Origin of the sequence: Pseudomonas saponiphila, from assembly GCF_900105185.1 — a bacterium.
GTDB classification, from domain to species: Bacteria; Pseudomonadota; Gammaproteobacteria; order Pseudomonadales; family Pseudomonadaceae; genus Aquipseudomonas; species Aquipseudomonas saponiphila.
The window spans coordinates 3,218,882-3,238,150 of record NZ_FNTJ01000001.1; the positions used below are offsets into that span (position 1 = coordinate 3,218,882).

Sequence of the window (19,269 nt, forward strand, 5' to 3'; positions counted from 1 at the left end):
CGCGGCAATCGGAGGCAGCTCGGGCATTGACCGCCGGGCCTGCCCACTCACAACAAGAACTCGACTGCGGCAACCCCGCACCCACTCTCTGCCCCTGTCACAAGTGGGGTCCGACGTCAGCGCCGGACCGCTATAAATCCAAATAATCCGGGACTCTGAAGATGACTAAAAAATGGCTGGCCGTGCCGCTTCTGGCAATCGCGTGCGTTTCCCTGGGCGCCAGCGCCAAGGAATGGAAGGAACTGCGCTTTGGTGTCAATCCAAGCTATCCGCCCTTTGAATCCAGTACCGCCGACGGCGGCGTACAAGGCTTCGGTGTCGACCTGGGCAATGCCATCTGCGCCGAACTCAAGCTCAAGTGCGTATGGATCAGCAACGACTTCGACGGCCTGATCCCGGCGCTCAAGGCCGGCAAGTTCGACGCCATCGAATCGTCGATGACCGTCACCGATGCACGGCGCAAACAGATCGACTTCAGCGACCGGCTGTACGCCGGGCCGACGGCCATCGTCACCCGCAAGGGCTCGGGCCTTGAGCCCACCGGCGAATCCCTCAAGGGCAAGACCCTGGGCTACATGCAGGGCACCATCCAGGAAACCTACGCCAGGGCCAAGCTGGGGCCGGCGGGGGTCAAGCTGCGGGCCTACCAGAACCAGGATCAGGTCTACGCCGACCTGGTCTACGGCCGCCTGGACGCTTCGATCCAGGACAAGCTGCAGGCGCAGATGAGCTTCCTGGCCTCGCCCCAGGGCGCCGACTTCGAGAACAGCGCCGGGATCAGCGACCCACTGGTGCCGGCGGAGATCGCCATCGGCCTGCGCAAGGACCAGGACGAACTCAAGGCCATGCTCAATGGCGCGATCAAGGCCCTGCACGAGAAGGGCATCTACGCCCAGATCCAGCGCAAGTACTTCGGCGACCTCGACCTCTACAACAACTGATCGCCCCTGGCCGGCCCCGGGACAGGCGCGATCCGTCCCGGGCTCGGCCGTGGCGACTGCAAGGTGATTGGCGTGAATACCTCGACGACTCTTTTCGGCCTCGACCTGTCGGTCCTGCAAGGCTACGGCCCGCTGTTGCTGCACGGTGCCTGGATGACCCTGAAACTCTCCGCCCTGGCGCTGCTGGTGAGCATGGCCCTGGGCCTGTTGGGCGCAGCCGCCAAGCTCTCGCCCCTGCGCCTGCTGAACCTGCCGGCAACCTGCTACACCACCCTGATTCGCGGGGTGCCGGACCTGGTGCTGATGCTGCTGATCTTCTACAGCCTGCAAGGCTGGCTCACGGCCCTGACCGAGCTGCTGGACTGGCCCTACATGGAAATCGACCCCTTCGTGGCCGGGATCATCACCCTGGGCTTCATCTATGGCGCCTACTTCACCGAAACCTTTCGCGGGGCGCTGCTCAGCGTGCCCCGGGGCCAGCAGGAAGCGGCCGCCGCCTTCGGCCTCGGTCGCTGGCAGCGCTTTCGTTTCGTGGTGTTCCCGCAAATGATGCGCTACGCCTTGCCCAGCCTGGGCAATAACTGGCTGGTGCTGCTCAAGGCCACGGCCCTGGTGTCGATCATCGGTCTGTCGGATCTGGTCAAGGTGGCCCAGGAAGCCGGCAAGAGCACCTTCAACATGCTGGACTTCCTGCTCCTGGCGGCGGCCCTGTACCTGCTGATCACCAGCGCCTCGAACCAGCTGCTGCGCCTGCTGGAACGGCGCTACAACCAAGGCGTGCGAGGGCTGTCGCGATGATCGAACTGATCCAGGAATACTGGCGGCCGTTTCTGTTCAGCGACGGCGAAACCCTGACCGGCCTGGCCATGACCCTGTGGCTGCTGGTGGCCAGCCTGGCCATGGGCTTCGTGCTGTCGCTGCCCCTGGCGATCATGCGCGCCTCCCACTGGGCCCTGTTGCGCTGGCCGGTGCAGTTGTTCACCTATGTGTTTCGCGGCACGCCTTTGTATATCCAGCTGCTGATCTGCTACAGCGGCCTGTACGGAATCGCCGCGGTACGCGAGCAACCGTTGCTGGAAGCTTTCTTCCGCGACGCCATGAACTGCACCTTGCTGGCCTTCACCCTGAACACCTGCGCCTACACCGTGGAGATCTTCGCCGGCGCCATCCGCAGCATTCCCTACGGCGAGATCGAGGCGGCCCACGCCTATGGCCTCAGTGGCTGGCGCCTGTACCGACGGCTGATCCTGCCCTCGGCGCTGCGCCGGGCACTGCCGTACTACAGCAACGAAGTGATCCTGATGCTGCACGCGACCTCGGTGGCCTTCACCGCCACCATCCCGGACATCCTCAAGGTGGCCCGGGACGCCAACGCCGCAACTTTCATGACCTTCCAGGCCTTCGGCATCGCCGGTCTTCTGTACCTGGGCCTGTCTTTTGGCCTGGTGGCGGCCTTCCGCCTGGCGGAGCGGCGCTGGCTGAGCTTCCTCGGCCCGGCTCACTGACGTTCCTTTCCTCCTTTTTCTATCCGGAACCTTGCTGTCAGCGGCGGGGTTCCAGGAGTCTGCGATGTACAAATTGACGGTTGAAAATCTCTACAAGCGTTTTGGTGACAACGAAGTGCTCAAGGGCGTCTCGTTGAAAGCCCGGGCCGGAGACGTGGTGAGCATGATCGGCGCCAGTGGCTCGGGCAAGAGCACCATGCTGCGCTGCATCAACTTCCTGGAGCGGGCCGATGCCGGGGCCATTGCCCTGGACGGCGAGGCGATTGTCACCCGCGATGCCCCAGGCGGCATGCAGGTGGCCAGCCCGGCCCAGTTGCAGCGCCTGCGCACGCGCCTGGCCATGGTGTTCCAGCACTTCAACCTGTGGAGCCACCTGAGCGTGCTGGAAAACATCATGCTGGCGCCATGCCGAGTGCTGGGCATTGGCCGCAAGGAGGCCGAAGCCAGTGCCCGGGCCTACCTGGACAAGGTGGGTTTGCCGCAGCGGGTGGCCGAGCAGTACCCGGCGTTTCTTTCCGGGGGCCAGCAGCAGCGGGTGGCGATTGCCCGGGCCCTGGCGGTGGAACCGCAGATCCTGCTGTTCGACGAGCCGACCTCGGCCCTGGACCCGGAGCTGGTGGGGGAAGTGCTGAAGGTGATCCAGGCCCTGGCGGAAGAAGGGCGGACCATGCTCATGGTCACCCATGAAATGGGCTTTGCCCGGCAAGTGTCGAGCCAGGTGTTGTTTTTGCATCAAGGGCGGGTCGAGGAGCAGGGGAGCGCGGCCATTCTCGACCAGCCACAGAGTGAACGTTTGCAGCAGTTTCTATCCGGCCGTTTGAAGTGAGGGAAGGCATCCATGGCAGACATCCGCGAATTGTCGATCGTGCTTGATCGAATCGACCAGGCGATCATCGAGGTTTTGCGCCACGAAGGGCGCATCACCTACCAGAAACTCTCCGAGCGCGTGCACCTGACCCCCAGGCCTTGCCTGGAACGGGTGCGCAAGCTGGAGCAGCTTGGGGTCATCCGTGGCTACGGGGCGATCCTCGATGAAAAGAAACTGACTCCAGGGCTGTCGCTGCTGGTGCTGGTGGCCTTGTCCAACCAGAGCGGGCGTGCGGCGCAGAAGGCCTTCGAGGCCAAGGTCCGCGGCTGTCCCCAGGTGCTGGAGTGCCGGCTGATCAGCGGTGCCTTCGACTACAGCCTGCGCATGCGCTGCCGCGACATGGAGCACTACCGGGTGCTGACGGAAGTCTGGTTCGACGACCCGGACCTGCACATCGACAAACTGGTCAGCCACCCCGAGCTGGCCATGGTCAAGACCGGCATGGAATAACCCCGGTCACCGTCCTGCGTAGAGGCCGGCTTGCCGGCTAAGCGCTCCGCAAGCCTGGCGCCGTGCATTAGACGCCGTCGCTGGCAAGCCAGCTGCTACGGCCAGCATGCCGCTGTGTTCAGGGGGGCGAAATCGGCTGGGACCACCTGTGCTTTCAGCCATTTCCTGCTGTGCAAACCCGTCGTTCAGCCGGGTTTTGCCCCTGCAAAAAATCACAATGAGCGCCTCTGAAAACTCATTGATTGCGTGCCCCATGCAGACCACTGACAGCGTTTTGATGATTCGCCCCACGCGTTTCGCCTTCAACCAGGACACCGCCGACAACAATCATTTCCAACGCCCTTCGGGTGCCGCCGAAGACGTGCAGGCCAAGGCCCTGCAGGAGTTCGACGGCTACGTCGCGACGCTGCGCGAGCACGGGGTCCGGGTGCTGGTCCACGAGGACAGCGCGGCGCCCCATACCCCGGATTCGATCTTTCCCAACAACTGCTGGAGCAGCCACCCGGATGGCACGCTGGTGCTGTACCCGATGCAGGGGCGCAACCGCCGACTGGAACGCTACAAGGGCGTGCTGGCGCACCTGCACGCGCAGTATCAGGTGACCCGCACCCTGGACCTGACGCCGTTGGAGCAGCAGGAGTCGTTTCTCGAAGGCACCGGGAGCATGGTCCTGGATCGCCAGCAGCGGATCTGCTACGCGGGCTACTCGACCCGCACCCACGCCCGGGCCCTGGACCAACTGGTGCAGCACCTGGGTTATGAGCTGTGCGCCTTTCATGCCCGGGATCGCCACGGCGCGCCGATCTATCACACCAACGTGATGATGAGCGTCGGTCGCCGGCTGGCCCTGGCTTGCCTGCTGGCCCTGGACGATGCTGACGAACGCGCCGCCTTGCGCCAGCGTCTGGAGAGCAGCGGCAAACAGCTGCTGCCCTTGACCTGGGCCCAGTTGGAGTCCTTCGCCGGCAATATGCTCGAAGTGCACAACAGTGCCGGCGAGCCACTTTTGGTGATGTCCCGCAGCGCCTGGCGCTCCCTGGACGCCGAGCAACGGCGCCTGATCGAGCAGCACGTGCAGCCCCTGCCGGTGAACATCGACACCATTGAACGCATCGGTGGCGGCAGCGCCCGCTGCATGCTGGCGGAAATCTACCTGCCCGAACGTCAATCTCAACTGGAGCACTCGCGATGATCGTCCGTCCCGCCACCCAAGCCGACCTGCCGGCCCTGCTGGCCCTGGCCCACAGCGCCGGAGCCGGCCTGACCACCTTGCCGGCCGACGCCGGGCGCTTGCGCTCGCGCCTGCAGTGGGCCGAACAGACCTTTGCCGGCCAGGCCTCCCGGGCCGACGCCGACTACCTGTTCGTGCTGCAGAGCGGGCAGGGCGAAGTGGTGGGCATCTGCGCCCTGGCCGGGGCCGTGGGCCTGCGCGAGCCCTGGTACAACTATCGTCTTGGGCTGTTTGTCGCCGCATCGAAGAACCTCGGTATCAACCAGCAATTGCCGACCCTGTTCCTGGGCAATGACATGACCGGCCAATCGGAGCTGTGCTCGCTGTTCCTGCATGCCGATCATCGCCAGGGACTCAACGGGCGCTTGTTGTCCAAGGCGCGCTTCCTGTTCCTGGCCGAGTTCCGCGAGCTTTTCGGCGACAAGGTGATCGCCGAGATGCGCGGTTACTCCGACGAACAGGGCGTATCGCCGTTCTGGGAGGGCCTGGGCCGGCACTTCTTCAAGATGGATTTCGCCGATGCCGACTACCTCACGGGGTTGGGCAACAAGACCTTCATCGCCGAACTGATGCCCAAGTTTCCCTTGCCCACCTGCCTGTTGCCGGAAGCGGCGCGGGCGGCGATCGGCCGCGTGCATCCCAATACCGAGCCAGCCCTGGGCATGCTCAAGGCTGAGGGTTTTGCCTTCAAGGACTACATCGACATCTTCGACGGCGGGCCCTTGATCGAATGCGCCACCGGCGAGATCCGCGCGGTACGCGACAGCCAGGTGCTGCACCTGAGCATCGGCACGCCGGGGGAGCAGGCCGAGCCCTACCTGATTCACAATCGCCAGTTCGCCGACTGCCGGATCGGCGCCGCACCGGCGCGGGTGGCGGCCGGCAGCCTGATTGTCAGCGCACAGAGCGCCAAGGCCCTGGGGCTTTCGGCCGGGGCGTCAGTGCGGGCGGTGAGCCTGGCGGTGCCGGCCCGGCAAATGTCCGCGGCCTAGCGGCGCGGTGCGGCGAGCGCCGCTACAATGGCGCTCGAATTTTTTGCCGGCGAGGCACCATGGACATCGATCTGGCGCGCACCTTCCTGGAAATCGTCCGCAGCGGCAGCCTGATCGCCGCTGCCGAGCGCCTGCACCTGACCCAGACCGCCATCAGCGCCCGGGTGCAGAACCTGGAAGGCCAGCTCAACTGCAAACTGCTGGTGCGCAACCGCGCCGGCGCCCGACCCACCGCCGACGGCGAGGCCTTCATCGCCTACGCCAACCAGCTGGTGCAGACCTGGGAGGCGGCCCAGCGCGACCTGCCGCTGCTCGACGGCTACCACAACGTGTTGCACATCGGCGGTGAGCCGAGCCTGTGCAACCCGCTGATGCTCAGCTGGGTGCGGCGCCTGCGCCAGGCGTTGCCCAATCATGCCTTGCGCACTCAGATCGGCGACGGAGCCAGCCTGCAGCGGCAACTGGAGCTGGGGGTGCTGGATGCGGCGCTGGTGTTCCAGCCGCTGTATTCCCCGGGTTTGCAGGTGGAGCAATTGCTGGAGGAAAAACTGATCCAGGTGCGCCTGGCGGGGCGGCCGGAGCCCTATGTCTACATCGATTGGGGCGAGGACTTCCGTCGCCAGCATGACGCCGCCTTGCCGGAGCAGGCCAGGGCCGCGGTGGGCTTCAACCTGGGGCCACTGGCCCTGCAGTTCATCCTCGATGCCGGCGGCAGCGGCTATTTTCGCACTCGCGTGGTGCAGAGCTACCTGGACAGCGGCGTGCTGGAACGGGTGGAAAAGGCCCCGGAATTCAACTTCCCCACCTACCTGCTGTATGCCCGGGAGCGTGACTCGGCGCAGCTGCAGCAGGCTTTCGCGGTGTTGCGCGAGGTCATCGAACAAGACCACGACTGGTCCCAGCGCTGGTCACCGATGATCTGAACTCCGGCGCCCCTTGCGGGCGAATGGGCCCGCCAATCAGGCAACGCTCCTGAGGACGCCTTCGCTGGCAAGCCAGCTCCTACGGTCGGCACAACATCGGTGATGCTTTTGTAGGAGCCGGCTTGCCGGCGAATGGGCCCGCCAATCAGGCAAGGGTCCTGAGGACGCTTTCGCTGGCAAGCCAGCTCCTACGGTCGGCACAACATCGGTGATGCGCCTGTAGGAGCCGGCTTGCCGGCGAATGGGCCCGCCAATCAGGCAACGGCCTTGAGGACGCCTTCGCTGGCAAGCCAGCTCCTACGAAGGGGATGGGCGGCTGGGGCGTCACGGGCGCGAGGACAGGACCTGGCCGATGCTGCGGCGGCGGGCGTGGGCTTGGCTGGCGTGGATCAGTTGTTCGAGGTCTTCGGGGGTGACATCGAAAAACTCCTCCATCTCGGCCAGGGCCTGCTTCAGGTCTTCGGCAGTGATCGCCAGGCTGTCGCTCGGGGTGGCCGACGGCAGGATCGCCGGGGCATCGCTCGGGCCCTTGGGGTAGCGAATCCGCGTCAGGTTGTTGTAGACCAGGGCACTGCCCAGGAGACTGGCCGCCGCCAGCATCACCGGGCCCAGCTCACGCCAGTCCAGCGCCACGCTGGCCGGATCGGCCAGCACCAGGGTCAGGGCCAGGGCGCCGGCCGGCGGATGCAGGCAGCGCAACCAGCACATCAGCACCAGGGCCATGCCCGCCGCCAGGCAGGCGCTGCCCAGCGTACGCCCCAGCACATGGGCCACCAGCAAGGCTACGACCCCGGCGCACAGGTAACCGCCGAGGATCGACCAGGGCTGGGCAAGAGCGCCGGAAGACACGGCAAACAGCAGCACCGCCGAGGCCCCCAGCGGACCGATCAGGTGCAGCGCCACTGGCATGCCGAACACCTGGGCGCAGAGCCAGACACTGAGCAGGGTGCCCAGGCCCATGCCGATGGCGGCGCGGCTCCATTCCAGGGGGCGGGTATTGATGGCGGCGGGTTTCCAGCGGGCAAGCATCGGCAACGGGGTCCATGGCTAAACGACGGGCAAAAAGAAGGGCTTGTCTGGATCACCAGAAAGCCCTTGAACGTTCCAACATTTGGGGGAGGAACGGGCACAGTGTGCCGAGCCTTCATGCAGCTGACAAATTCATAATAATGCTGGTTTAGTGCATTTATTTTGCTGCATTACACCTGTAGGAGCCGGCTTGCCGGCGAACGGGCGTGCAAGCCTTGCACCGGGCAGGAAATCGCTTTTCGCTGGCAAGCCAGCTCCTACTGCCAGCTGGGTTCTACAGGGGCAGGCGCATGGCGCAGCGGCGCGCCGCGGGCAGGCCGTGTTGCGCTTCTTCGGCCAGGACCTGACGCAGGCGCGGGCTCAGCTGGGCCGGTTGCAGGGTGACAAAGCCCTGGCGCTGATAGAAAGGTTCGTTCCAGGGCAGTTCGCGGAAGGTGCTGAGGGTCAGGGCCGTGAGCTGCTGCTCCAGGGCGAACTCCCGCGCCGCCTGTAACAGGCGCTTGCCAATGCCCTGGCCCTGGTGGCCAGTGGCAACGGAGATTTCCCACACATGCAGCTCGCGCTCGCAGATCTGCGCGTTGAGAAAGGCGCAGCGGGTGCCGTCGGCGGTCACCGCGACCCACACCGGGTGCTGGCGGATGTGGTCGCGCTGGCTCTGGGCATCGGCGACTTCGGCGTCGGCCAGCCAGGCCAGTTGCGGATCACTGCGAAAAAGCTCGGCAGCCGATGTTTCAATGGCGGGGAGGAAGGCGGCGTCGGCCACTCGCGCCCGGCGGATCAGAATGGTCATGGGCGCGAGTGTAAGGAGCCGGCGGGGTGCCGTGCAACGCTTTCAGGGGTGCGTGGCGGCGCTCTTGGGCAGGTGCAGCAGGACGAAGTCGTTCTTGTCGAAACGCCCGCTCAGTACCGGAGTCAGTCCGGCCAGGGGCGTACCCTGCAGGCTGGCCAGGTCGCCCTGATCGAGGATCACCCAGGCCGGGCCGGGTATCTGCGCCAGGGCCTCGGGGGTTTCGCTGAACTGCGGTTGCAGGTCCCGGTCCAGGTTGACCATGAACTTGATCGCCTTGGCGTCCTTGCCCATGCGGTGCAGGACCACCGGCGCCGGGTCGGCCTCGATCAGTTGCATGGCACCCTGGCTGAAGGCGCGAGTGTCATACAGGCGGTGCTCCACCGGCTCGAAGACCCCGATGTAGCAGGCCCAGACCGCCAGCACCGCGCTGTAGGCCAGGCCCACGGCGCGCCACTGGCGCTTGAACAAGAGCCCCAGGGACAGCAGCTGCAGCAGGCCAAGGATCAGCAGCATCGGCGTCAGCGAGTCGAGCTGCTCGGGAAATTTGCGCCGCAGCACCAGCAAGCCGACGATCAGCAGCCCCGGCAGCAGCAGCCAGATGCCCTGGATCGCCCCGCGCAGCCAGCCCATCAGCCGGCCTTGGCCGGCCTGGAACGGATAGGCGGCAATGATCGCCGCCATGGGCAGCATCGGCAGCAGGTAGCGGGCCTTTTTCGCCTGGGGAATCGACAGGCCGATCATCACGATCAGCCCGGCCGCGGTGCACAGACGCAGCAGTTTCAGGGCCGGAGCCTGATCCGCGGGGCGACTGAGCAGCACCGCGATCCAGGCCAGGATCGCCAGGGGGTAGGCCAGGGCGTAGTTGCCCAGGGAACTGGTGAAGTAATAGAAGACGTCGCTGGAGCCTTCGCTGCCGTCCATGCGTCCCATGAATTGCATGCGGATCACATCGTCGACAAAGGCCTGACCACCGCTGAGCTTGGCCAGCCACAGCAGCAGGCCGATACAGGCCAGCAGCAGCAACAAGGCGCTGAAACCGACGCCGAACAAACGGCGCCATTGACCACCCAGCAGGTAGTAGCTGCACAGCATGCCGGTGGGAATCACCAGGCCGATAGGCCCGCGAATGGCAAAGCCCAGCACCAGCAGCAGGAAGATCCAGCCCAGGTGCCGGCGGGCGCCGAAGTGGTCATGGGCATAACCCAGGTAGAACACCGCCAGGGACACCGCGGCGAGCATCTGGTCCAGGGACACGGCGCGGGTTTCGCTGATAAAGGTGTTGCTGAGCAACAGCAGGGCGACGCTGAGCAAGGCCCAGGTCCGGGAATAGGGCGCCAACAGGCGATAGATCAGGCTGACGATCAGCGCCGAGGCGATGGCCGTGGGCAGCCAGGCGGTAAAACTGCTGACCTGTCCGGAAGGCAGCGAGAACAGCCAGACCAGCAGGGTCGAAGCGCTGGAGTAGTCGGCGTAGGGCTGGCCATAGGTGGTGGGGAAGAACCCCGGCCCATGGCGCAGCATTTCCTTGGCAAACAGCACGAAGCGCGAATCGAAGCCGATCGCCGACTGGTGGTCGGCGCCGGCGCAGAACAGCAGCAAGGCCAGCAGCCCCAGCCCCAACGATTGCCAGAGAAGTGTGTTCGAAGGGGAACTGGAGTGCGGGTTCATTCAAGCCTCGGGGGACCACTGCTGATGAGGAATCGGCAGGTTGCGCGATTCACCGCGGCCGATCGGGAAGTAGGTGAAGCCATTGCGGGCCAGGCGTTCGGCGTCGTACAGGTTGCGCCCGTCGAAGATCACCGGCGCCTGCAGGCGCTGCTGGATCAGGTCGAAATCCGGCGCCTTGAACTGCTGCCACTCGGTGCAGATGATCAGCGCGTCGGCGCCGGTGAGTACCGATTCCGGGGTGCCCATGAGCATCAGGCGCGATTCATCCGGGTACAGACGCTGGGTTTCCTGCATCGCTTCCGGGTCATAGGCGCGCACTTGCGCACCAGCGGCGAACAGCGCATCCAGCAGCACCCGGCTCGGGGCGTCGCGCATGTCGTCGGTGTTGGGTTTGAACGCCAGGCCCCACAAGGCGAAGGTCTTGCCTTTCAGGTCGCCTTTGTAGAACGCCTTGATGCGCTCGAACAGCTTGTGCTTCTGGCGCTCGTTGATGGCTTCCACTGCTTGCAAAAGGTCGCTGGAGCAATGGGCTTCCTGGGCACTGTGGATCAGGGCGCGCATGTCCTTGGGGAAGCACGAACCGCCGTAGCCGCAGCCCGGGTAGATGAAGTGATAGCCGATGCGGGTATCGGCACCGATTCCCAGGCGGACTGATTCGATGTCGGCACCCAGGTGCTCGGCCAGCTCGGCGATCTGGTTGATGAAGCTGATCTTGGTCGCCAGCATGCAGTTGGCGGCGTACTTGGTCAGCTCGGCGCTGCGCAGGTCCATGAACATGATGCGGTCATGGTTGCGGTTGAATGGCGCGTACAGGTCGCGCATCACATCGCGCACTTCTTCGCGCTCGCAGCCGATGATGATCCGGTCCGGACGGCGGCAGTCGGTGACCGCCGAGCCTTCCTTGAGGAATTCCGGGTTGGAGACGATATCGAATTGCAGCGGGCGGCCATTGAGGACCTTTTCGATGTGCGCCTTCAAGGTGTCGCCGGTGCCCACCGGTACGGTGGATTTTTCCACCAGGATCACCGGTTGCTCACGGTGGCGTGCCACCGCATCGCCCACCGACAGCACGTAGCGCAGGTCCGCCGAGCCGTCTTCGCTGGAGGGCGTGCCCACGGCGATGAACAGCACCTGGCCGTGTTGCACCGCGAGTTTTTCGTCGCTGGTGAAGTGCAGGCGCTTGGCTTCGAGGTTTTCCTTGACCAGGCTGGCCAGCCCGGGCTCGAAGATGCTCACGTGTCCTTGTTGCAGCTGCTTGACCTTTTGCTCGTCGATGTCCATGCAGATGACATCGTGGCCGACTTCAGCCAATACGGCGGCTTGTACGAGGCCGACGTAACCACTTCCAAATACACTGATTTTCATGGGGTATTCCTGGGACTTGTCGCGGGTGCAGATCGAGAGTTGATGGTAATGACCCCAAGGATGACCAAGGCCACCCCGAGGCTTTTGGAAAGCGTGAACGGTTCGTTGAACAGCGGCAGGCTGGCGGCCAGCAGGTAGACCAGCGCGTAGCTGATGCTGAGCAGCGAATAGGCCCGGCCCAGCGGCAGGTCGCGCAGCGCCAGGAGCCAGCAGAGCATCGACAGCGCGTAGGCGCCGATGGCTGCGATCACTAGCGCCAGGGCGGCCAGGTCGACGTTGCCGGCGCTCAGGGCCGACAGCCACTGATCCGGAGCGGGCAGGCGGGTCATGCTCCAGCGCATGCCCAACTGGGCGCCGCTGACCAGGGCCACGCTGCCCAGGGCGAAGGCAAATCCCTTGGCCCGGCTCATGCGTGGCGACTCAACAGCAGCACGCCGCCGATCACCAGGGCCACGCCGAGCCAGTGGCGACGGTCGATGGGCTCGTGAAAGACGAAACGGGCGATCAGGGTAATGAACACGAAGTTCAGGCTGAGCATCGGGTAGGCCACGCCGACCTCCATGCGCTGCAGCACCAGGAGCCACACCAGCAGGCCCAGGCCGAGGCTGAACAGGGCCAGCCACAACCAGCCCGAGCGCAGCTTTTGCAGCGCGCCGGAAGGCTGGTCACGCCAGCTTTCCACGGCGAACTTCTGCGCCACCTGACCCAGGCAGGTCAGCCCGCAGGCCAGCAATAGCAACAGCAGGCTCATGGCTGACTCTGGGGAATGATGAAAATCACGATATTGCCTTGCTCATAGCGCTTGGCGTCCTTGGGCAGCAGTTCGACTTCATGTACCTCGTCGCTGCTCTTGACCCGCATCACCACGCCAATCGAGCCTTGCTTGCGGGCCTCGGCGATCCACGGCTGGACCTGGTTCAGGTCGACCTTGCGCGCGGCGCTGTCTTCGTAGCCCAGGCCGTACTTCACTTCGCCTTCGGTGTTGTACAGGGTCACGTCAGGGCGACCCAGGCGCCAGGCCAGCGCCGAGGCCGCGCCCAGGTCGTTGCTCAGCAGGGCCTTGGCCTGACCCAGCTCGGCCACGTGATCGATGATGAATTGGTCGGGAATCTTGTTGTAGACCACCGAATTGGGCAGCGCCGCCGGGGCCAGCGCCACCAGCAGGAAGCTGCCCAGGGCCGGCGCGGCCCACAGGCTCAGCGGGCGCATGGCTTGCAGCAGGTTGCTGAGGATCCAGCCCAGCAGCAGTACATAGACCAGCGCCAGGTGTTGCGGCTCGTCCACATACACCGGCTTCTTCATCTGGAAATACACCAGCGCCAGCAGCCCCAGCAGGCCGGCCACCAGGTTGAGCACGCCGTTGAAGGCCAGCAGCCGGGTCTTGCCGGCGGCCAGGCGGTCCATCAGGGTGTGGCCCATCAGCAAGGCCAGGGGCAGCAGGCACGGCAGGATGTAGGCCGGCAGCTTGCCCTTGCTCAGGCTGAAGAACGCCAGGGGCAGTACCAGCCACAGCAGCAGGAAACCACTGCTGTTCAGGCGCCGTTGTTCCCAGGCCTGTTTCAGGCTGGCCGGCAGCAGCAGGACCCAAGGCACGCAAAAGCCCACCAGCAACGGCAGGTAATACCACCAGGGCGAGGCGTGCTGGGCGTCTTCACCGGCGAAGCGGCGGATGTGCTCGTGCCAGAAGAAGAAGCGCCAGTAGTCCGGTTCCTGGGCATGCACCATCAGCGCCCAGGGCAGGCTGATAAGGATCGCCACCAGCACGCCGAGGCCGCCATAGATCAGCAGCGAGCGCAGGCGTTTTTGCCAGATGGCGTAGGGCAGGGCCACCAGCACCGGCAGCAGCCAGGCGAGAAAACCCTTGGTCATGAAGCCCATGCCGCAGGCCAGGCCCAGCACCACCCAGGCGCTCACCTGGCCGCGCACGCTGCGGCAGTCGAAGGTGAACCACAGCGCCACCAGGCTCAGGTTGACCCAGAAGGTGAACTGCGGATCGAGGTTGGCGTAGCCGGCTTGCAGCGCGACCACGGTAAAGCTCATGTAGAGCAGGGCGCTGGCCAGGCTCTTGCGTGGATCGTTCCACAGGCGCCGGGCCAGCAGATAGGCCAGGACCACGCTGAGGCCGGTGCTCAGGGCCGAGGCCACGCGCACGCCGAACAGGTTGTCGCCAAACAGTGCCTGGCCGATGGCGATCATCCAGTAGCCGGCCGCCGGTTTTTCGAAATAGCGGATGCCCATGAAATGCGGCGACGCCCATTTGCCGGTCAGGAGCATTTCCTGGCTGATCTGGGCGTAGCGGGTTTCATCAGGAATCCACAGGCCGTGGGTGGCCATGGGCAACAGGTAGAACAGACCGAAAGCGATCAACAGCAGCGGCAGGGCCCAACGTCTGATCATGCGCCTTGCACTCCCAGCCAGCCTTCGCGGCCTTCCAGCGCGCCGCGCACGACCTTGCCCGCGGGCAGGCTGGAAAGGTCGGTCGGGAGCATGTCGCCCAAAGGCTGGAAGTGGATGTCACGCTGCTTGGCACCGGCCAGCAGTTGGCGGAAATCATTGGCCATGAGAATCCCTTCTACTTCGGCATGCACGGTATAGACGTTGAGCTTGTCCGGGCTGAACCGGTCGAGGATGTAGTTGTTGAAATCCTTGGCGGCCACCACCGGCCCGACTACTTCGTCGAAGGTCGGCAGGTCCACCGGAATCTGTGGGGCGCCCAGGCTGCCGTCCGCCAGACGTGGCTGGAACAGGCTCTGGCCGCGGCAATCGCTGTTGTAGCGAAAGCCGAATTGTTGCTTGGCTTCGATGACGCGTTCATCGGCGCGCCAACCGGCGGACGCCGAGCAGCTCACCGCTTGCCCGAGAATATCGTTGAGGCTGTCGACGCCACGGCGGATCTGTTCGATCAGCTGTGCCTGACTCCAGCGCCCGGTGTTGGCCTGCCAGCCGTGGTGATCCCAGGCGTGCAGGCCGACTTCGTGGCCGGCGGCCAGGGTCTGGCGCATCAAGTGCCCCAGGTCCCGGCCAATGGGTTTACCCGGCCAGGCAGTACCGGCCAGGAGAATGTCCCAGCCGTACAGGCCCGCGGCATTGGACCGCAGCATTTTCCAGAGGAACTGCGGACGGATCAGGCGCCACAGGTGGCGCCCCATGTTGTCCGGCCCGACGCTGAAGAAGAAGGTGGCCTTGACCCCGGCTTCGTCCAGCGATTCGAGCAGCCGTGGCACCCCCTCCCGGGTGCCGCGGTAGGTATCGACATCAATGCGCAGACCTGCCTGCATCAGCGAGCTTCTTCTTTCGAGCGGTCGGCGATTTCCAGCATGGCTTCACGCAGGAAGAAGTCCAGGGTGTTGCCGATGGTTTCGCTCATCTCCACGGTCGGCTCCCAGTTCAGCAGGCGCTTGGCGTTTTCGATGCTTGGCTTGCGGTGTTCCACGTCCTGGTAGCCAGCGCCGTAGAAGGCCTTGCTTTCGACGTCGCGGAAACCGGCGAACGGCGGGAAGTTGCCGCGCAGTGGGTGAGCTTCGAACTGACGCAGCAGTTCTTCGCCCAGCTGACGGATGCTGGCTTCGTTGTCCGGGTTGCCGATGTTGATGATCTGGCCGTTGCAGCAGTCGTTTTCGTTGTCGACGATGCGTGCCAGGGCTTCGATGCCGTCGGCGATGTCAGTGAAGCAGCGCTTCTGCTCGCCACCGTCGAACAGACGGATCGGCGTGCCTTCCACCAGGTTGAGGATCAGCTGGGTGATGGCGCGGGAGCTGCCGATACGGGCCGAGTCCAGACGGTCCAGGCGCGGGCCCATCCAGTTGAACGGACGGAACAGGGTGAAGTTCAGGCCCTTGGCGCCGTAGGCCCAGATCACCCGGTCCAGCAGTTGCTTGGATACCGAGTAGATCCAGCGCTGCTTGTTGATCGGACCGACGATCAGGTTGGAAGTGTCTTCGTCGAAGTTCTTGTCCTGGCACATGCCATAGACTTCCGAAGTCGACGGGAAGATCACGCGCTTGTTGTACTTGACGCAGTAGCGAACCAGTTTCAGGTTCTCTTCGAAGTCCAGTTCGAACACGCGCAGCGGGTTGCGGGTGTATTCGATCGGGGTAGCGATGGCCACCAGCGGCAGGACCACGTCGCACTTCTTGATGTGATATTCGATCCACTCGGAGTGAATGCTGATATCGCCTTCGACGAAGTGGAAGTTCGGATGGCTGCGCAGGCGCTCGATGGCGTCGGAGCCGATGTCCAGGCCGTAGACGTCGTACTTGTCGTCACGCAGCAGGCGCTCGGACAGGTGGTTACCGATAAAGCCGTTGACGCCCAGGATCAGCACGCGGGTGCGGCGTGGCTTGCGCCCGGATTCCGCGCCGCGCAGCAGGGAACCGTCCACCAGGCCCAGCTCATTGGCCAGTTGCGGGCCACCCAGGAACAGGCCATTGGCGTTGCGCTGGCCGGAGGTGATCACCAGCGAGTCTTCGCCACAGGCGATGCGCAGCGGGTCGACGCTGATGACCCGGCCCGGGGCCTGGCCTTCGTTGCCCTTGACCACTTCGGCGCTCCAGACGATCAGCTTGTGCTCGCCAACGGCGCAGAAGGCGCCCGGGTACGGTTGGGTCACCGCGCGTACCAGGTTGAACAGTTCTTCGGCGGGGCGTTTCCACTCCAGCTTGCCGTCCGCGGCGGTACGACGACCGAAGTAGGTAGCCTTGGACTCGTCCTGGGCAGTCTCGGTGATCTTGCCCTGGGCCAGTGCCGGCAGGGTATCGCGCAGCAGGCTGGCGGCGGCGTCACGCAGTTTGTGGTGCAGGGTCAGGGCGGTGTCGCTGCGCTCGATGGCTACGCGTTCCTGGGCAATGATGGCGCCGGCGTCGGCGCGCTTGACCATGCGGTGCAGGGTCACGCCGGTTTCGGTTTCGCCCTTGACCAGCACCCAGTTGGCCGGTGCGCGACCACGGTAGCGCGGCAGCAGGGAACCGTGCAGGTTGAACGCGCCCTTGCTGGCAGTGGCCAGCAGCGGCTCGCTCAGCAGGTTGCGGTAATAGAAGGAGAACAGGTAGTCGGGGTTGAGCTTGGCGATGCGCTCGATCCACAGCGGGTGGTTGGCATCTTCCGGGGCGTGCACGGCAATGCCTTTGCGGGCGCAGAGCTGGGCTACCGAGCCGTAGAAGGTGTTTTCCTTGGGATCGTCGGCGTGGGTGAACACCGCGGCAATCTCGTAACCTGCGTTGAGCAGGGCTTCGATGCCAGCACAGCCAATATCGTGGTAGGCGAAGACAACAGCTTTATTGCTCATGGCGAAACCTGATCTGTATGAGTGGAAGTTAAACCGTCGACAGTCACAGCAGGGGCCGGGGCCGCGGGCTGGCTGCGCAAGACTTTTTCGATGAAGAAGCGCGGGCGGGCCCGCACGTCGCTGTACATGCGTCCCAGGTATTCACCCAGAAGACCCATGCCGATGAACTGGCCACCGGTGAACACGAACAGCACCGCGAACAGCACGAAGGTGCCGTCGCCGGCCCAGGTAGCGCCGAACATCAGCCGCAGGATGATCAGCATCAGGGCGAACAGCGCGCCGACCCCGGCCATGCCGAAACCGATGATGCTCAGCAGCCGCAGCGGCGTGGTGGTCATGCAGGTGACCAGGTCGAACATCAGGTTGATCAGGCGCATCGGGCTGTACTTGGAGTCGCCGTGCTCGCGCTCGGCGTGCTCTACCAGCACCTCGGTGGTATGCCGGGCAAAGCTGTTGGCCAGGATCGGGATGAAGGTGCTGCGCTCGGTGCAGGCGAGCATTGCGTCGATGATGGTCCGGCGATAGGCCCGCAGCATGCAGCCGTAGTCGCTCATGGCCACACCGGTGGAGCGCTGCACGGCGAGGTTGATCAGCTTCGACGGCCAGCGGCGGAAGGCCGAATCCTGGCGGTTGTTGCGCACGGTGCCGACCACGTCGTAGCCGAGCTCGGCCTGGGCCACCAGGCGCGGAATTTCTTCCGGCGGGTTCTGCAGGTCGGCGTCGAGGGTGATCACCACGTCGCCGCGGCATTGCTCGAAGCCGGCCATGATCGCCGCGTGCTGGCCGTAGTTGCGGTTGAGAATCACCGCCACCACCGGGCTGCCTTCGCGTTCGGCGGCTTCTTGCAGGATATTCGCCGACTGGTCGCGACTGCCGTCGTCCACCAGGACGATTTCAAACTCGTGCTTGAGCTGGCGGCAGGCCGCTTCGGTGCGGCGCAGCAGCTCGGGCAGGCTCTGTTCTTCGTTGTAGACCGGAATGACGATCGACACGAACTGAATTGGGTAAGGTTTCAAAGGCTTCAGTCCAGGAGGTTTTCAATGGCACCGGCAACCCGTTCGACATCGTCGAGGGTCATGTCCGGAAACAGTGGAATCGAGCATAGCCGCGCCGAGTTCCATTCGGTATGGGGCAGATGCACTTCGGGGAAGCGCTGTCGGTAGTAGGTATGCAGGTGCGTCGCGATGAAATGGATGCCGGTGCCGATGTTCTGCTCCTGCAAGCCCTTCATGAAGGCGTCGCGGTCCAGGCCGCAGCGTTCGGCGTCGATGCGCAGGATGAACAGGTGCCAGGCGTGCTGTTGTGGGTACTGGGGCAGGTGCAGAGGCTGCACCGGCAGGCCTTGGAGGCGCTCCAGGTAAGCCTTGGCCAGGACTTCGCGCTTGGCGTTGATCTCGTCCAGGCGCTGCAGCTGTACCAGGGCAATGGCGGCGTTCATGTCCGCCAGGTTGTACTTGAAGCCGGGCTCGATCACCTGGGCCTGGGGCTTGCGCCCGTGGGTCATGCGGTCGTAGGCGTCGACACCCAGGCCATGGAACTTGAGCATGCGCACCCGGTTGGCCAGGGCTTCGTCATCGCTGACGAACATCGCGCCCTCGGCGCAGGTCATGTTCTTGATGGCGTGGAAGGAGAAAATCGCCGTGCCCCGGGCGCCGATGGCCCGGCCGCGGTAGGTGGTGCCGGCGGCATGGGCGGCGTCTTCGATCACCGGGATGCCGTGCCTGTCCGCCAGGGCGTACAGCGGATCCAGGTCGAAGGCGGCGCCGGCGTAATGCACCGGAATGATCGCCTTGGTCCGTGGGGTGATGGCCGCTTCGATGCTGGCCGCGTCGCTCATCAGGGTGTCGGGGTCGACATCGACGAACACTGGGGTCGCCCCCAGCAGGCAGATCATGTTGGCGGTGGAAACCCAGGTCTGGGACGGGGTGATCACCTCGTCGCCAGGACCGATACCCAGTGCCAGCAGGGTGATGTGCATGGCGCCGGTGGCCGAGGACAGGGCCACGGCATGTCGGGCGCCGACGCGTTCGGCGAACTGTTGTTCCAGTTCCTGGTTTTTCGGGCCGGTGGTGATCCAGCCGGAGCGCAGAACCTGCTCCACTGCAGCTATCTCTTCGTCGCCAATACTCGGACGCGAGAAGGGAAGGAAAGCCTGGTTCATGGTTACCTCGGGTTTAGCTAATGCCGGAAATACGGGGTCTTGCGAGTGAACGGACGGTTCAT

General features: G+C 64.6%; 19 protein-coding genes. 8 read left to right on the forward strand and 11 right to left on the reverse strand.

Features of this window, described 5'->3' with window-relative positions:
- Positions 1-161: 161 nt before the first annotated feature.
- The 8 genes from BLV47_RS14965 (at position 162) to BLV47_RS15000 (ending at position 6,910) form a co-directional block, all read left to right on the forward strand.
- On the forward strand, positions 162-941 hold the full coding sequence (locus BLV47_RS14965; RefSeq protein ID WP_092314809.1) for a transporter substrate-binding domain-containing protein: 780 nt from the start codon (positions 162-164) through the stop codon (positions 939-941).
- Positions 942-1,013: 72 nt separating this feature from the next.
- On the forward strand, positions 1,014-1,739 hold the full coding sequence (locus BLV47_RS14970; protein WP_092314811.1) for an ABC transporter permease: 726 nt from the start codon (positions 1,014-1,016) through the stop codon (positions 1,737-1,739).
- The gene (locus tag BLV47_RS14975; RefSeq protein WP_092314813.1) at positions 1,736-2,446 is read left to right on the forward strand and encodes an ABC transporter permease; all 711 of its coding nucleotides are present in this window, start codon (positions 1,736-1,738) and stop codon (positions 2,444-2,446) included. The genes BLV47_RS14970 and BLV47_RS14975 overlap by 4 nt, the downstream gene beginning before the upstream one ends.
- 64 nt (positions 2,447-2,510) lie before the next feature.
- On the forward strand, positions 2,511-3,272 hold the full coding sequence (locus tag BLV47_RS14980; RefSeq protein WP_092314815.1) for an ABC transporter ATP-binding protein: 762 nt from the start codon (positions 2,511-2,513) through the stop codon (positions 3,270-3,272).
- Positions 3,273-3,284: 12 nt separating this feature from the next.
- Positions 3,285-3,764, forward strand: a complete 480-nt coding sequence (locus BLV47_RS14985) for an Lrp/AsnC family transcriptional regulator (RefSeq protein ID WP_092314817.1) — start codon at positions 3,285-3,287, stop codon at positions 3,762-3,764.
- 253 nt (positions 3,765-4,017) lie between these two features.
- Positions 4,018-4,956 carry a citrulline utilization hydrolase CtlX gene (gene ctlX, locus BLV47_RS14990; protein ID WP_092314819.1) on the forward strand — a complete coding sequence of 313 codons (939 nt, stop codon included), beginning with the start codon at positions 4,018-4,020 and terminating at the stop codon, positions 4,954-4,956.
- On the forward strand, positions 4,953-5,987 hold the full coding sequence (gene astA, locus BLV47_RS14995; protein WP_092314821.1) for an arginine N-succinyltransferase: 1,035 nt from the start codon (positions 4,953-4,955) through the stop codon (positions 5,985-5,987). Before ctlX ends, astA begins: the two co-directional genes overlap by 4 nt.
- A gap of 59 nt (positions 5,988-6,046) precedes the next feature.
- Positions 6,047-6,910, forward strand: coding sequence for a LysR family transcriptional regulator (locus tag BLV47_RS15000; protein WP_092314823.1), 864 nt, complete (start codon positions 6,047-6,049; stop codon positions 6,908-6,910).
- 324 nt (positions 6,911-7,234) lie between these two features.
- Here BLV47_RS15000 and BLV47_RS15005 read toward each other — a convergent pair whose 3' ends face one another.
- From BLV47_RS15005 to arnB, 11 genes are all read right to left on the reverse strand, one after another.
- The gene (locus BLV47_RS15005; RefSeq protein ID WP_092314826.1) at positions 7,235-7,939 is read right to left on the reverse strand and encodes an HPP family protein; all 705 of its coding nucleotides are present in this window, start codon (positions 7,937-7,939) and stop codon (positions 7,235-7,237) included.
- Between the two features lie 274 nt (positions 7,940-8,213).
- Positions 8,214-8,729: a GNAT family N-acetyltransferase gene (locus tag BLV47_RS15010; protein ID WP_092314828.1), complete on the reverse strand. Its 516-nt coding sequence runs from the start codon at positions 8,727-8,729 to the stop codon at positions 8,214-8,216.
- 42 nt (positions 8,730-8,771) lie between these two features.
- Positions 8,772-10,397: an ArnT family glycosyltransferase gene (locus BLV47_RS15015; protein ID WP_092314830.1), complete on the reverse strand. Its 1,626-nt coding sequence runs from the start codon at positions 10,395-10,397 to the stop codon at positions 8,772-8,774.
- Positions 10,398-11,762 carry a UDP-glucose dehydrogenase family protein gene (locus BLV47_RS15020; protein WP_092314832.1) on the reverse strand — a complete coding sequence of 455 codons (1,365 nt, stop codon included), beginning with the start codon at positions 11,760-11,762 and terminating at the stop codon, positions 10,398-10,400.
- Positions 11,759-12,172, reverse strand: a complete 414-nt coding sequence (gene arnF, locus BLV47_RS15025; protein WP_092314834.1) for a 4-amino-4-deoxy-L-arabinose-phosphoundecaprenol flippase subunit ArnF — start codon at positions 12,170-12,172, stop codon at positions 11,759-11,761. The genes BLV47_RS15020 and arnF overlap by 4 nt, the downstream gene beginning before the upstream one ends.
- A complete protein-coding gene (arnE, locus tag BLV47_RS15030; protein WP_092314836.1) occupies positions 12,169-12,513 on the reverse strand; it encodes a 4-amino-4-deoxy-L-arabinose-phosphoundecaprenol flippase subunit ArnE in 345 nt (114 codons plus the stop codon). The genes arnF and arnE overlap by 4 nt, the downstream gene beginning before the upstream one ends.
- Complete coding sequence (arnT, locus tag BLV47_RS15035) at positions 12,510-14,159, reverse strand: lipid IV(A) 4-amino-4-deoxy-L-arabinosyltransferase (protein WP_092314838.1); 1,650 nt, start codon at positions 14,157-14,159, stop codon at positions 12,510-12,512. The genes arnE and arnT overlap by 4 nt, the downstream gene beginning before the upstream one ends.
- A complete protein-coding gene (gene arnD / locus BLV47_RS15040; protein ID WP_092314840.1) occupies positions 14,156-15,040 on the reverse strand; it encodes a 4-deoxy-4-formamido-L-arabinose-phosphoundecaprenol deformylase in 885 nt (294 codons plus the stop codon). The genes arnT and arnD overlap by 4 nt, the downstream gene beginning before the upstream one ends.
- A complete protein-coding gene (gene arnA / locus BLV47_RS15045) occupies positions 15,040-17,046 on the reverse strand; it encodes a bifunctional UDP-4-amino-4-deoxy-L-arabinose formyltransferase/UDP-glucuronic acid oxidase ArnA (RefSeq protein WP_092314842.1) in 2,007 nt (668 codons plus the stop codon). Before arnA ends, arnD begins: the two co-directional genes overlap by 1 nt.
- Complete coding sequence (gene arnC / locus BLV47_RS15050) at positions 17,043-18,062, reverse strand: undecaprenyl-phosphate 4-deoxy-4-formamido-L-arabinose transferase (RefSeq protein WP_092314844.1); 1,020 nt, start codon at positions 18,060-18,062, stop codon at positions 17,043-17,045. Before arnC ends, arnA begins: the two co-directional genes overlap by 4 nt.
- A 5-nt stretch (positions 18,063-18,067) precedes the next feature.
- Complete coding sequence (arnB, locus tag BLV47_RS15055; RefSeq protein WP_092314846.1) at positions 18,068-19,207, reverse strand: UDP-4-amino-4-deoxy-L-arabinose aminotransferase; 1,140 nt, start codon at positions 19,205-19,207, stop codon at positions 18,068-18,070.
- Positions 19,208-19,269: the final 62 nt, after the last annotated feature.